The 14,293-nt window shown below is 60.3% G+C and carries 12 protein-coding genes; 3 read left to right on the top strand and 9 right to left on the bottom strand.

All coding sequences use genetic code 11. The annotated features are described in order from the left end of the window. The first annotated feature begins 301 nt into the window (after window positions 1-301). Window positions 302-733, top strand: a complete 432-nt coding sequence (locus CKW19_RS28910) for a hypothetical protein (RefSeq protein WP_143500393.1) — start codon at window positions 302-304, stop codon at window positions 731-733. Here CKW19_RS28910 and CKW19_RS26990 read toward each other — a convergent pair. The 5 genes from CKW19_RS26990 to cpaB all read right to left on the bottom strand — a co-directional run bounded on the left by CKW19_RS26990 (window position 702) and on the right by cpaB (window position 5,996). Next, a complete protein-coding gene (locus CKW19_RS26990) occupies window positions 702-1,592 on the bottom strand; it encodes a type II secretion system F family protein (protein WP_095061412.1) in 891 nt (296 codons plus the stop codon). The genes CKW19_RS28910 and CKW19_RS26990 overlap by 32 nt on opposite strands. Further along, window positions 1,589-2,473: a type II secretion system F family protein gene (locus tag CKW19_RS26995; RefSeq protein WP_095061414.1), complete on the bottom strand. Its 885-nt coding sequence runs from the start codon at window positions 2,471-2,473 to the stop codon at window positions 1,589-1,591. The genes CKW19_RS26990 and CKW19_RS26995 overlap by 4 nt, the downstream gene beginning before the upstream one ends. A gap of 9 nt (window positions 2,474-2,482) precedes the next feature. Continuing rightward, the gene (locus CKW19_RS27000) at window positions 2,483-3,763 is read right to left on the bottom strand and encodes a CpaF family protein (RefSeq protein WP_095061416.1); all 1,281 of its coding nucleotides are present in this window, start codon (window positions 3,761-3,763) and stop codon (window positions 2,483-2,485) included. Beyond that, the gene (locus tag CKW19_RS27005) at window positions 3,760-4,950 is read right to left on the bottom strand and encodes a pilus assembly protein (RefSeq protein WP_095061418.1); all 1,191 of its coding nucleotides are present in this window, start codon (window positions 4,948-4,950) and stop codon (window positions 3,760-3,762) included. The genes CKW19_RS27000 and CKW19_RS27005 overlap by 4 nt, the downstream gene beginning before the upstream one ends. Before the next feature lie 95 nt (window positions 4,951-5,045). After that, window positions 5,046-5,996: a Flp pilus assembly protein CpaB gene (cpaB, locus tag CKW19_RS27010; RefSeq protein WP_095061420.1), complete on the bottom strand. Its 951-nt coding sequence runs from the start codon at window positions 5,994-5,996 to the stop codon at window positions 5,046-5,048. A gap of 325 nt (window positions 5,997-6,321) precedes the next feature. Between cpaB and CKW19_RS27015 the strand changes: the two genes are divergently transcribed. Beyond that, window positions 6,322-6,552: a Flp family type IVb pilin gene (locus tag CKW19_RS27015; protein ID WP_095061422.1), complete on the top strand. Its 231-nt coding sequence runs from the start codon at window positions 6,322-6,324 to the stop codon at window positions 6,550-6,552. 70 nt (window positions 6,553-6,622) lie between these two features. Further along, on the top strand, window positions 6,623-7,036 hold the full coding sequence (locus CKW19_RS27020) for a response regulator (RefSeq protein WP_095061424.1): 414 nt from the start codon (window positions 6,623-6,625) through the stop codon (window positions 7,034-7,036). Window positions 7,037-8,244: 1,208 nt separating this feature from the next. On the opposite strand, the gene CKW19_RS27025 is transcribed toward CKW19_RS27020, so the two are convergent. From CKW19_RS27025 to CKW19_RS27040, 4 genes are all read right to left on the bottom strand, one after another. Then, window positions 8,245-9,915, bottom strand: coding sequence for a ShlB/FhaC/HecB family hemolysin secretion/activation protein (locus CKW19_RS27025; RefSeq protein WP_095061427.1), 1,671 nt, complete (start codon window positions 9,913-9,915; stop codon window positions 8,245-8,247). A 136-nt stretch (window positions 9,916-10,051) separates the two neighbouring features. Beyond that, window positions 10,052-11,659: a collagen-like triple helix repeat-containing protein gene (locus CKW19_RS27030; RefSeq protein WP_095061429.1), complete on the bottom strand. Its 1,608-nt coding sequence runs from the start codon at window positions 11,657-11,659 to the stop codon at window positions 10,052-10,054. 337 nt (window positions 11,660-11,996) lie between these two features. Continuing rightward, window positions 11,997-12,851, bottom strand: a complete 855-nt coding sequence (locus CKW19_RS27035; RefSeq protein WP_095061431.1) for a MaoC/PaaZ C-terminal domain-containing protein — start codon at window positions 12,849-12,851, stop codon at window positions 11,997-11,999. A gap of 2 nt (window positions 12,852-12,853) precedes the next feature. Beyond that, entirely contained in the window at window positions 12,854-14,206 is a 1,353-nt protein-coding gene (locus CKW19_RS27040) for a 3-oxoacyl-ACP reductase (RefSeq protein WP_095061433.1), read from the bottom strand. Window positions 14,207-14,293 lie beyond the last annotated feature (87 nt).

Below are 14,293 nucleotides of genomic sequence, written 5' to 3' on the forward strand. Positions count from 1 at the left end.
TGCAAGACGACCCAATCTTTGAAGTCGTCGTCGTAGCGTTTGCCTAGATTGGACATTGTTATGCACCTTCGCCCTCTTGAATGAATGAGTCAATCAACAAGGGTGACAGGTAGCCTGACACGGAGGGAGCGCCTAAAAAAGTAAGCAAAAAACGCTCGCCCCTTACGTACGGTCCCTCGCTGAGGCTCGGGGTTCCTTCGCTCCGGCATTCATCCGGGGGCATCGCCTCCGGTCGGCTTCGCTTCGACCTCCTCTCGATGTGTGCGGCTTCGCCGCACGGCGCTACGCGCCTAACCCCCGGATGAACACCTCCACTCAGCCTGCCGAGGGGGCGGGTGGATCAAGATCAAAAGCTGAAGGCGAGCTAACGCTCGGCCTGATGAGTGGTGAGAAGCGCGGGTGTACGGAGATCAATTGTAGGAGCTGGCTTGCCAGCGATGACGGCCTGACAGCCGACCTGACGTTGCGGCTGCACGCGTCCAATTGTAGGAGCTGGCTTGCCAGCGATGACGGCCTGACAGCCGACCTGACGTTGCGGCTGCACGCGTCCAATTGTAGGAGCTGGCTTGCCAGCGATGACGGCCTGCCAACCAACCTGATCTTGCTGCTGCACGCGCTCCTACACTGTTTTCAGGGGTACACAAAATCGGCGAGCAACAAAAAGTCCCTGACCCACCATCTTGTTCCAAAAACGGCGCTCTCTAATGAGCAAACGCTCGGCTCAAGGCGGTAAAGCCCGGGCCTGCCAGTACGATCAACAGTGCCGGGAAGAGAAACACCATCATCACGATGGACATTTTGGCGGACATTTTGGAGATGTATTCCTGCAGGCGTGTCAGGCGGCGGTCATCGAGTAACTGTTTGAGTGCCAGCAGGGATTTCATCGCGCCACCGCCCTGGTAGATCAGCTGTTGCAAGATCACGCAGGTGTCAGTGAACTCCTGGACCGCCAACAAGTGGCTGGACTTGTTCAGTTCTTCGCCCAGTTCCAGGCCGGAGTCTACCCGCGCCAGCACCAGACGCAGTTCATGGGTCAGGGCGGGCAGCAGTTGCTTGCCTTCCTGGCTCAGGACGCGCAGGGATTGTTCCACCGCCATGCCCGATTCGAACAGGATGCGCAGCAGCGTAATGAAGGTTGAGGTCTCGACGACGAGCTGTTGTTGTCTACGTTGTGCTGCGGCAGCCAGAAAGCGTTTTGGCAGTAGATAACCGAAGCCGATGGCGATAATCGGGGCCACCCAGTGGTTTTTTACCGTCGGGTAAAACAGCTCCTGGCCGAGCAAGCACAAAACCAACGCCAGCAAGGGCACGCCCACTTGCAGCGCGGCGAACAGTGAACGCTGGCGGGCGCTGCGCCACCCCAGACGGTTGAGCAGCGTCAGGGTTTCGTTGTCCATTTTGACCGACAGTTGCCCGAGACGGCTGGCGCCCAGCATTTGCAGCCATTGGTTGAAACGGTTGTCGCCTGACAACTTGCCGTCCAGTCGCTGGGTCACCTGGCGCGCTCGGCGTCGTTGTTCCAGCAAATTGTGCAGCAACAACAGACCAGCCCCGAGAAACAGCAGCGCGCAGATCAGTAATGAGATCTTCATAGGGTGCGCATCATGCGCCACAGCGCAAAGCAACCGACCACCTGCAGAGCGAACGCGCTCACCAGCATCATTTGCCCGGAACTGTCCCTCCACATGCTCTGAAGATAGGTCGGGTTGGTGGCCAGAAAGTAAGCTGCAACGCTGACCGGAAGCAGCGCCAGAACCAACGCAGTGATGCGGGTTTCACCGGTCATTGCGCGCAATTGACGCGCCGCCTGCTCCCGCTCGCGGATCATCTTGATCAGGTTTTCCAGCAACTCGCTGGCATTGCCGCCGTAACGGTGATTGACCTTCAAACCGAGTGCGAACAGACGCAGCTCATCTTTCTCGTACAGTTCGGCAAAGTCCGAAGTGGCCTCGGCCAGGCCAACGCCTAACTGCACGTTGCGCTGAACCCGGCCCATGGCATCTTTGAGCGGGTCTGCGGCGGTGTCGATGGCGCCCAGCACGGCATCGGACAGTGTCCGGCCGGATTTCAGGCTGCGCACGGCGTGATCGAGCAAGGTCGGCAGTTGTTCAATCATGCGTGTGAGGCGACGCTGATAACGCCAACTGACAAACAGCCGCACGATCACCGGGGGCATCACCAGCAACACCAACGCGCCGAGCCAGCCCGACACGACAAACCCCATCAGCACGCCCAACGCCCATAACGAAATCCACAGGCCCAGCCGTTCGGTGGGGCGCCCGAGCCCTGCGCGCAGGAACGCGCGTTCGAGGCCGCTCCAGGATGATTTCGGCAGCATCCGTTGCGGTTGCCCCTGGCTCAGACGGCCAAGAATTCGCTCGGTGCCGTTCTGGCGCAGCCCGCTATAGAGAAAGCGCAGCGACAGCCCGAACAGGATCAGACAAACAAGGATCAGCAGCGCGGGTCTGAGCATGTCGAGGCCTCAATACGCCGAAGGGGCGAGCGTCGTTTCGCGGCGCAATTTGTCGCCGGCGGGGTTGACCGCTTCGCGCAAAAAGCCAAAACCGGTACGACGGTCGAAACGGAACAGTGTATTGGTGACATACACGTCATCGCGCACGCCAATCACCTCGACCACTTCGCTGACGCAGCGGCGGCCGTCGGGCAAGCGCGTCAGCTGGATGACGACGTCCAGTGCCGCGCAGATCATTTGTCGCAGGGTGCGTTCGGCGATGGTGCGGCCAGTCAGGCCGACCAGGGTTTCCAGGCGCAGCAACGCGTCCTGGGCGTTGTTGGCGTGCACGGTGCTCATGGAACCGTCGTGGCCGGTGTTCATGGCCGTGAGGACGTCGACCACTTCGACACCACGAATCTCACCGAGGATGATCCGGTCCGGGCGCATCCGCAGGGCGTTGCGAATCAGGTCGCTGGATTTCACCTCGCCATGGCCCTCGGCATTCGGCGGACGGGTTTCCAGGCGCACGACGTGCGGGTGGCCGAGTTGCAACTCGGCGACGTCTTCGATGGTCACCAGTCGTTCATTGGGGTTGATCAGTTGACTGAGAATGTTCAGCAGCGTGGTCTTGCCGGTGCCGGTGCCGCCGCTGATCAGAATATTGCAGCGCTTGCCCACGGCTTCCTGAATGAAATCGTAAATCGCCTGATCGATAGTTTGCATGGCCATCAGGTCGGTGCTTTTCAGCATGTCCTGGCGAAACTTCCGGATCGACAGGCACGGACCATCGAGGGCAATGGGCGGAATGATCGCGTTGACCCGGCTGCCATCGGGCAGGCGCGCATCGACCATCGGCGAAGACTCGTCGAGCCGTCGCCCCAATGGCGCGAGAATCCGTTGCATGACGCGTTCAACGTGGTGCGAGTCGATGAAACGCAAGTCGCTCAGGTGCAGCACGCCCTCGCGTTCAACGAACACCCGATGGGGGCCGTTGACCAGAATCTCGGTCACCGCCGTGTCACGCAGCAACACTTCCAGCGGGCCGAAACCGGTGAGTTCGTCGACGATCTCTTCGGCCAGGCGCTCCATTTCATAGCGGGAAATGGCCAGGTGCAGACGCGCGATGTACTCGGCCACTTTGTCGATCACAAATTGCGATAGCACTTGCCGCGAGCCTTCCAGCAGGTTTTTGCCGGACTCTTCGATGGCGTCGATGATGTAGCGGTGCAATACCAGTTTCAGGCCGTCATGGTCAGTGTTGCCAATGGCGGCGCGTTGCGTGGCGCCGAAAAGTTTTTCGCTGCTCATTGCACACCTCGCAAGCGGTCGAACCAACCGGCCTTGGGTTTGGCCAGGCCTTCGGAGCGTTTGGCCAGGCGTTCGCCGAGGGCGCGCAGGCTTTGGGTGAGGCCTTCGCGAGGCGCCAGTTCGAACAGCGTCACGCCCTGGTTCTTGGCGTTGAGGCGGACCTCCGGGCTGTAGGCGAGCGTGGCGATGATCTCCAGATCGAAGGTTTTTCCGAGGGTTTCGGAGTCGGGCGCGACGTTGCGCAGGTAGCGGTCGATCAACAGCCTGGCGTGATCGAGCTTCATGCCTTTTTCACGCCATGCGTTGAGCACGGCGAGGTTGCGGCGACAGTCGAGCACGTTCTGATCGGTGTACCACAGCAGCTTGTCGCAATGGCTGACGAAGGTGCGCAGTGCCTCGCTGTCCGGCTGACCGGTGAGGTTCACGACGATGTGCTGGAAGTGTTGGCGCAGGGCGCTGAGCAACATGTACAACTCGGCGGCGCTGGTGTGCTCCAGTGGTTCATCGCTGCTGGCATAGGCGAGAATGCGCAGCCCGGCTTCGCAACTGGTGAACGCGCTGTCGATCAGCGTGGCATCGAGGCGTCGCAAGTGGCGTAACGCATCGCCGAAGTGAAACGAGCTCTCCAGACCGAGCAGGGCCAGGCTGTCGCCTCGGGGCAAGCCCAGATCAAGCAGCAACGTGTGTTGTCCACTCTTCTGCACCACTTGCGCCATGTGGGTCGCGAGCAAGGCGCCGTCGGCATTGCTCTGTACGCCATAGAGGACGGTCAGGCCGGCCAGGTGCGTGTTAGGCGTCACTTGCGGCAGACGTTTGCTCAGGCGCCGTACCAGGCCCGCGACCTCGCTGGAGCGCGAGCCATAGGCGACAAAATCCCGGGCACCGGCACGCATGGCATTGAGCACAAGCTGGTTGTCCATGCCGTCACCGAGCGCGACGATCGCCAGCATCGGCTTGGCTTCCAGCGCGCCCTCGATCAATGCGCTTTGGGCCACCACATGGTCGCGGTCCAGGCCGACGAACACCAGGCTGGCGAAGGTCACGTCGACCAGCGCGAGCAGTTCATCGAGGCTGCCGCCACCGGCGCTGACCACTTGACCCAAAGGCGCGAGGGCGCCTTGCAGCCATTCGAGGTCGGTGTTGTTACGCGTGATTGCGAGGAAGGTCTGATTCAGGTTCTGGCTCATTGCGATAACCCACTGCGTTTATCGATGTCGCCGTTTTCGAGGCGGTTGAACAACGGCGTAGAGCGTCTGCGCATGGAAAGGCGTCCTTGCTCGGCTCAGGGGGTCTGTTGGGTGATTTCGTTGCCACGAATGACTTCCACACTGGGCTTGCGCGGTGCGTTGCCATTGCTGACCGGGGCAGATTTCGGGGGAGGAGCGGTCATGGCCAGTTGGCTGAATTGCAGGAGTTCGCGGTTGGCATTGGCCAGCGTGGTTGCCGAAACACGCTCACCGGCCCAGTAGCGGGCCAGGCGTTGTTCATCGGCACTGCGGACCGCCAGGCGCAACACCCCGACCTGGGCTGCGAGCATCAGGCGGCTCACCAGTTGTTCGGGGACGGCGAGCAACACGGTCCGGGCCGCGGCGCGCTTCTGGTCTTGCTTGAGTTTTTCGTCTTGGTTGGCCGTCGGGCTGGAAGGCTGGCCGTCGTTGGTCAAACCCATTTGTTCGCCCACGCCGAGCACCCGCAAGGCCGGTATCACAAGCTGCGACGACGGTTGAAGGTTGAGGGTGTCTTTACGCAGAAACAGCAACACATCGACATAGTCGCCGGGCGTCAGTTGCCCGCCGACATTGATCACTTCGTCCACGGCGACCGCCAGGGCACGCTCATCGATGCGGATCATGCGTGACAGTTGGCTGCCGGCTTCGAAACTGGCGTCGTTGAGCCAGGTGCCGGCGCTGAGGGCTCGCCATGGCGTGCGTCCGATCACCTGGTCAAGGCGGGTCAGGCTGCCGGCCGGCACCGTGCGCAGTTTTTCCACGGTCACGTCGGCGGCGGTGATCGGCACAAAGGCCGCGACATTGTTGACCAGCACGACCACCGGATGTCGAGTGAGATCATCCGCAGGCATCGACGCCGGAGTGGCGACAACCGGTGGGGTGTCGGTGACCTGGACAACGGGTTCGGGGGCCGGTTGGCGGCTCAATGAGACGCCCCAATATCCGGCAATGATGGCGCCGATCAAAAACAAACCGGCGAGACCCAGGGTAATACGGCTGTTCATGACGGCTCTCCCTTTCCTGCTGCTACAGAACTCGTTCTATCTAACGAGAAAACTTCGCAATCAGGCAGCTATGAACATTGGACTATTTCGCTATTTGACCGTAGCGCAGGTAGAGCGAAATGCCATTACCGAGAGGAAAAAATAAGCCCTCAAACAGCGATGCCCGATGAAATGACACTGTTTTATGACGTCAACGAACCGACTAATACTTTTGTATTAATGCGTATTTACAGTTGTTGGGGTGGGTAATGCCGACAATGCTGATGCTGGCACTGGGGAATCATGTTGCGTCCGTGCAACACCCGTCGTCGTCCAGGAGAACGTTATGTCTATTTCCACACTGGTTCAGAAGGTCAAATTGGAAATCGTTTTCTTCAGTTACAGGAGACTGGTGAGGGATACCGAGGGTGCTTCGGGTATTGAATATGCGATTGTGGCAGCGATGGTTGCGGTGGTGATTGCCGGGCTTGGTAGTGACATTGGGGGAGACATTAAGACAATATTCAGCGATCTCGGAACGGCACTGGAGAAAACCGCTAACCCTCCCGCACCCTAGTGAGCCCTGGCTAAGACGATAATTTGCCGGATCCTAACGTCAGCGCTTAGTCCATTGCAGGTATTGCCTTATGAATGCGCTCGCACAGCCACGCCAGCAGCTTCTTCTGGTCGATGACGAGGAGGATGCATTGCTTGAGTTGGCGGAGTTGCTGGAGGGTGAAGGGTTCAATTGCTACACGGCGACATCGGTCAAGATTGCGTTGCAGCATTTGACGCGTCATCCGGATATTGCGCTGGTCATCACGGACCTGCGCATGCCGGAGGAGAGTGGCATGTCGTTGATCAAGCGGCTGCGCGAGCATACGTCGCGTGAGCATTTGCCGGTGATTGTGATGTCCGGGCATGCGGGTATGGAGGATGTCAGTGACTTGCTTCGGTTGCAGGTACTCGATTTGTTTCGCAAGCCGATTTATCACGTGCGGTTGTTGGAGACGCTGAACAATTTGTTTCCTCAGCCGCAGATGTATTTGGTCAAGGGGTGACTTGGCGGACTCTGGGCCGACCATGCTCCTGGTTGATTGAGTAACTATCCGTTTTCGCAGTAATGGCGGCTTATGGTTTCGCCCTTACGGCGAGTCCCTTATGGCAAACGCCCGGAGTGCCGGTACATCCAACATTGATGTTGGATGCACCGGCCTCATCGCGAGCAAGCTTGCTCCTACAGGTTTGGTGCCGTTCGAATCATTCATGTCCGACGCAAACACTGTAGGAGCTGGCTTGCCAGCGATGGCGGCCTGTCAGTCAACATCGATGTTGGAGGTACCGGCCCCATCGCGAGCAAGCTTGTCCTACAGGCTTGGTGCCGTTCGAATCATTCATGTTCGACGCAAAAACTGTAGGAGCTGGCTTGCCAGCGATAGCGGTCTTTCAGTCAACATCGATGTTGGAGGTACCGGCCTCATCGCGAGCAAGCTTGCTCCTACAGGTTTGGTGCCGTTCGAATCATTCATGTCCGACGCAAAAACTGTAGGAGCTGGCTTGCCAGCGATGGCGGCCTGTCAGTCAACATCGATGTTGGATGTACCGGCCTCATCGCGAGCAAGCTTGCTCCTACAGGCTTGGTGCCGTTCGAATCATTCATGTCCGACGCAAACACTGTAGGAGCTGGCTTGCCAGCGATGGCGGCCTGTCAGTCAACATCGATGTTGGATGCACCGGCCTCATCGCGAGCAAGCTTGCTCCTACAGGTTTGGTGCCGTTCGAATCATTCATGTCCGACGCAAAAACTGTAGGAGCTGGCTTGCCAGCGATGGCGGCCTGTCAGTCAACATCGATGTTGGATGTACCGGCCTCATCGCGAGCAAGCTTGCTCCTACAGGTTTGGTGCCGTTCGAATCATTCATGTCCGACGCAAACACTGTAGGAGCTGGCTTGCCAGCGATAGCGGTCTGTCAGCCAACATCGATGTTGGATGTACCGGCCTCATCGCGAGCAAGCTGGCTCCTACAGGTTTAGTGCCGTTCGAATCATTCATGTCCGACGCAAAAACTGTAGGAGCTGGCTTGCCAGCGATAGCGGTCTGTCAGCCAACATCAATGTTGGATGCACCGGCCTCATCGCGAGCAAGCTGGCCCCCACAGGTTTGGTGCCGTTCGAATACTTTGTGTTCGACGCAAAAACTGTAGGAGCTGGCTTGCCAGCGATGGCGGTATGACTGGCACCCGATCATCCGGATGCCACTCCCCCATTCCTACAACTGGTAACTGAAACTGATGCTGTATCGCGGCCGGCGGTTGAAGGTGTCCAGCGCTTCATCGGACATCGGCTTGGCGGCTTCCAGGGAGACGTTGTAGTACTTGGCATCGCCAAATCTCAAACCCACGGCGACCGATGACATGTCGTTGCTCTTGACCGGCAATTCGTTGAACCAGGTCTTGGCACGGTCGAGCACGCCATAGGGTTGCAGAATGCGTACCCAGCTCCCCTCCCGATGAAAGCTGTAGTTCACTTCGTAAGCCGCGCCCCATCCTTTGTCGCCGGAGGCTTGATCGTCAGGGTAGCCGCGACCGAAGTTCTGCCCGCCGAACACTGCGCGCTCGCTGTCGGGCAGGCTGTCGTCGCTCCAGTACAGCGCCGCCGACATCACGCCTTGCCAGTTTTCGAAGAATTTGTCGCTCTGCACGCCCGATAACCGCAGGCGAAAAAAGTCCAGGTCGTAGGCGCTGCTGTTGGTTTCGGCGCCCATGCCGTCGATGCCTTGATACAGCCCGCCACTGAGGATGCGCAGTTGTTTTTCATTGGCCTTGCGCCAGTCGCTTTCAGCGGCGAGGGCGCGGACGTCGGTGCGTTCTTCGAAGCTCAACGGATAGCCGACGACGGCGTATTCGGTTTTGTCGTTGACGGCGTACAGACGTGCACCGGCGTTGAGCAGTTCATTGGGCGAGGCCATCAACGGATGGTTGAAACCGACGGAGTAACGGTCGTTTTCCCGATGCGGCTTAAGCTGCAAGCCGTTGTCCAGTTGCACGTTGGTGCCCGGATCTGCGCGATAGCGTGAGGCGGACAGGGCCAGTTGGGTGCCCTCGGTATTGAGGAACTGGTTGTAGTCCAGGCGGTAGTAATGTTCGTGATCGTCACCCGGGGGGAACAGGCCGCTCAGCGTGACCTGTTCACCCATGGACGTCTGGGAATTACTGCTCACCCCGAGCAAGGCCTGGAGGCTGTTGCGATTGGTTTCGGTGGTGCTCAAGGTACTGGTGAAGGGTTTTCGGCTGGCCTGGGCCTCAAGGTAGGCGGCGCCATCGGTGGTGCCTGGCGGTGGCACTTGGGCCTGCAAGGTGACGCCAGGAATGCGGCTCATCAGCGTGGTGTAGCGCTCGAAAGTCTTGCGGGTCAGAGGACGTTCGGCCTGGAGTTTGGCCACCAGTTTGTCGAGCAGGCCTTTGACCCGTCCGACGTCGCCCTGCAGTTGGTAATCCTTGATGTAACCCTCCACCAACACCACGCGCGCCACGCCATTGTCGAAGGTCTGTTGCGGCAGGAAAGCGTAGGACAGCAGGTAACCGTCCTGTTGATATCGACGGGTGATGCTGCGGGTGGCCTCGATCAGATCGGCGAGGCTGGTTTCATGGCCGATCAAGGGTTGGTAGAGCGCGGCGAGTTCGCTCAGGGGATAAATCGTCCCGCCTTCGATCTGCACGGTCTTGAGGTTGATTTTGGTGCCCATCAGCAACGGTTGGGTCTGGGTGGCACCGGGTTCTGGCACTTGCAGCGGTGCGGCACTCGGACGGTAAGCGTCGGCGGGCAGGTTGGGTGCGGGCAGGTTGCGAAGGGTTTCGTTGGTGTTGAGAAAACTGGGGAGGGTTTCGGCGAGAGCAGTGGAACTCAGAGTCAGCAACAGCAAGGACGTGGTGACGCGCATAGGACACTCCGTGTTCGAACAACAGCAGCGTCTGGATCTTTGTGATCCAAAGAAAAGGCGCAAGATCGTTGAGAATCTTGCGCCATCAACCAAGCGTAGGCGCTGTAGGTGCGGCCGTCGAACGGCCAGGTGCAATTCAGCGATTGTTGCCGCCCAACGCGCCACCCAAGGCTCCGGTCAAGCCGCCGAGTACGCCGCCGACGCCACCGGTTGTTGAGGTGCCGCTCGTGGTACCCGTCACCAGCCCACCAACGGCTGCGACTGTGCCACCTACGGTGGCGACGGTGTTGCCGACCGCTGTGACGACCGGGTTGGTCGTGCTGCCGGCGATCGCCCCGCCGAGGCTGGCGACGGCACCACCGGTTTGAGTGGTCAACCCGGCCAGGGGAGTACCGAGCCCGGTGGCGGCGCCGACGTTTTGGGTCACGTTCGTAACGGTGGTGGTCACCGGATTGATCGCGGCACCGACGGTCACGCCCAGCGTGCCCAGTGGTGCTGTTGGAGCGGTATTGGCAACGCCCGAGCCACCCAGCGCACCGCCGATTGTCGCAACAAGATTGCCGCCGGTAGCACCGGTCACGCCTGCCGAGCTGATGACGCCGTTGGTGTTACCCGCGTTCAGGCCACTGCTGACATTCACCACGGCGCCGCCCACCGTTTCCAACAGACCCGTGCCGCCCAAGCCGCCGCCAGAACTTGTGCCGCTGGTGAGCAGACCACCCGACGTGCCGAGAGTTGTTCCGGTGTTGCTCAATGCGCCACCGACCGTGTTGGTCAGTGCGTTGCCCTCGCCGACCGTCGTGACGCGGGTGCCGAGACCGTCGACCGTGGTGCCGACTTTGCCGATGATGCCGTTCAATGGCGCACCGAGGCCGGTGCTGTCACCGATCTTGTTGGTGGTGGACTCTGCCAGGGCAATCACCGGCACCAGTTTGCTGCCCAATTGCTCTGTGACCGAGCCCAGAGGACCGGTGCTGGTGGCAAGGCTCAGCGTGTCGCCGAGCATGGTGACTTTCTCGCCGAGGCCATCCAGCACGGGGGCCACTTTGGTCACCACCCCACCGACGACCGGAATGCTGTTGGTGGTCGTGGCCAATTTGCCGCTGAGATCGGAAACACCGTTGCCGACATCCTGCACCACGCCGCCCACTGCCGAAGTGGTAACGCTGAGGCCGTCAGGGTTGGTGCTGAGTTTTCCGATGCCATTGGTCACACCGTCACCGAGCGTAGTGACGACATTGCCGGTGGTATTGACCACGCTTTGCACGACGCCACCCGCCACTGGAACACCGCTCAGCGAGTCGCCGACCTGGCCTACGCCGTCGCCCACGCCACTGACGGTTTTACCGACGTCCTGTAGCAGCGTCGTGGTCACCAGCGAGGGCACCACGGGATTGGTTGGATTTGTTGGATTTGTAGGGTTGGTGGGGTTGGTGGGGTTGGTGGGATTCGTCGGGTCAGTAGTGCCGCCAGTACCGCCAGTACCACCGGTGCCGCCAGTGCCTGTGCCGCCTGTGCCAGCCGTATCGCCGGTGCCACCGGTTCCGCCAGTGCCTGCCGTGCCACCCGTTCCGCCGGTGCCGGCCGTATCACCAGTGCCGCCCGTCCCGTCTGCTGCGGCAGTATCGTCGGAACCGCCGGAACTGCTGCGATGACCGCCACCGCCACTGCTGCAACCGCTGAGGCCGAGCGAGAGGATGAGCGCTAATGCGATTGCCGATTTGCACCACACTTGATTGTTCATGAGCGAGATTCCTTGCACCTGACACAACGTAGTTGTCTACGAAGGCTCGCCGGTTCTATTGCCGACAATGCCTTCGTCCGTTGTTCACATAACAATCGCAAGGGCTGCGCAGCGCCATTCTCAACTTGGTATTAACCCGTTTGATATCGGCGTGATGGCATTTCTTTAGGATTAGTTCGTTGGAGGGGGTATTTGTATTCTTGTGCCGGGAAACTTCTTATAAATCAAGGGAGTGCAGGGCGCGGCGCGGCGTAATGATGCGGTGATGAAGCCGTAAAAACTTAAGTTATATATTCACAATTAACCATCTACTGCCGCATCAAGACCCTCGTCTTTGTCAGGCAACCGGGCGCCAATGCCCGACCATGTGTTCCAGATCCCCGGCGCCCAGCAACTGCAAGTCCCCGCTCGATCCCGGCGCGCTGGCCGTCAATGTCACTTCGCTGGGCAGGCGCACCGGTTTCCTGAACTGCATGGCGATTTCGATGTTCGCCGCCGGCAGATACTCGGCGAGCGCCGCCAAGGTGCGCGCCTTGTTCCATAAGCCATGAGCAATGGCGGTCGGGAAACCAAAGAGTTTGGCGCTGGCCGCACTCAGGTGAATCGGGTTGTAGTCGCCGGACACTTTGGCGTACTGCCGCCCAATGTCCGAGGGCGCTGTCCAGCGTGCGATTTCGGTCATTGCCAGGGTCGATGCCAACACCTCCTCGACCGGCTCGCCGTCGAGTTTGACGCCGCGACAGAGCATCTGACTTTGTTCTTCCCACAGCGACCCCAACTGATCGTCCAGGGTCGTGACCAGATCGAACGTCGCGCCCTTGGCGTGGGGTTGCAGGTTGTGCACTTGCACGCTGACTCGCACTCGGCTCACTCCGCCCATGGGGCGAAACACCTGGATGCGATTGCTCAAGTGAATCAGCCCCAGCAGCGGGAACGGAAACTCTCTGGCGGTGAGCAATTGCATCTGCAACGCGAAGCCGAGAATGTGCGGATACGTCGGTGGCAGCAGACCGTTGTCGACAAAACCGCAGACCTTGCGATAGGCCTCCAGTCGCTTGGGGTCGACATTCAGCCAGCAGCGCAAACCCGAGCGGGGCAGGGTGGTGCCGGTGATTTTGCGGCGTGTCGCTGCCCGCGCATACAGGCCCGGAAGGCTGGGTCCGTGGTTGAGCGTGTGCCAGTCGGTGATCATGTCTATGCCCCCAGAACACTTTGTCCGCAAACCCGCAGCGCTTGCCCGGTGAACGCACCGGTACCCGGCTGCGCGAGCCAGGCAACGGCTTCGGCGACGTCTTGCGGCAGGCCACCCTGACCGAGTGAGCTCATGCGCCGCCCGGCTTCACGCAGGCCGAACGGAATGTGTGCGGTCATTTGCGTTTCGATGAAGCCCGGAGCCACCGCGTTGATGCTGATACCGCGCTCTTGAAGCAGCGGCGCCCACGCCTGCGCAAGACCCATCAACCCGGCCTTGCTCGCCGCGTAATTGGTTTGCCCGCGATTGCCGGCGATGCCGCTGATGGAGGCCAGCAGAATCACCCGGCCATTGTCGTGCAAGGTGCCGTTGTCGAGCAGGGCCTTGGTCAGCACTTGCGGAGCCTTGAGGTTGACCGCGAGCACCGCGTCCCAGAATTCCGGGGTCATGTTGGCCAGGGTTTTATCCCGGGTGATGCCCGCGTTGTGCACCACGATGTCGACGCCGTCGGGCAACTGTTCGATCAACTGTGCAGCGGCGTCTTCGGCGCAGATATCCAGGGTAATGCTGCGGCCACCGAGACGGGCGGCGAGGGCTTCGAGATCGGTCTTGGCCGGTGGTACGTCGAGCAGGATGACGTCGGCGCCGTCACGGGCCAGGGTTTCGGCAATCGAAGCGCCAATGCCTCGCGCTGCCCCGGTGATCAAGGCTTTGCGCCCGGCGAGCGGGCGCGTCCAGTCCGTCACTTGAGTGGCGCACGGTGCCAGGCGAATGACTTGCCCGGACACGAAGGCACTTTTGGGCGAGAGGAAAAACCGCAACGGGCCTTCGAGTTGGTCTTCAGCACCCTCGCCAACGTAAATCAATTGCAACGTGCTGCCGCTGCGCAACTCCTTGGCCAACGAACGGCTGAAGCCTTCCAACGCACGTTGCGCACTGGCGGCGAACGGATCGCTCAGAGTTTCCGGTGCCCGCCCGAGCAGCACGAGATGCGCACATTGATCGAGGTTTTTCATCAGCGGCTGGAAGAATTCGCGCAGCTGTTTGAGCTGGTCGGTGTGCACCAGGTCACTGGCGTCGAACACCACGGCTTTGAGTTTCGGCCCGTGGCCGGGAATCCATGCTGTCGCCATCGAAGGCTCGGTGCCGTAGCTGTAGATCGCATCGGTCAGGCGGTGGGCGAGTGCGCTGATTTTTTCTGTCAGCGGTCCGCCACCGATCAGCAACGCTCCTTCCACCGGACGCAACCGGCCCGCTTGCCAGCGCTCCAGCCGCGTGGGTGAAGGCAGCCCCAGGGCGCCGACCAGACGATGGCCGATGGACGAATTGGCGAAGTCGATATAGCGGTCGGACATGGAACACGCTCCAGTGGCTGGGGTTCAAAGTGTGGACCATCAACGGCGATCAGTCGTTCGATCCGCGAGATAAGGCCTACGCTTGAT

It is taken from the genome of Pseudomonas sp. Irchel s3f7 (assembly GCF_900187615.1).
In the GTDB taxonomy this organism is placed as follows: domain Bacteria; phylum Pseudomonadota; class Gammaproteobacteria; order Pseudomonadales; family Pseudomonadaceae; genus Aquipseudomonas.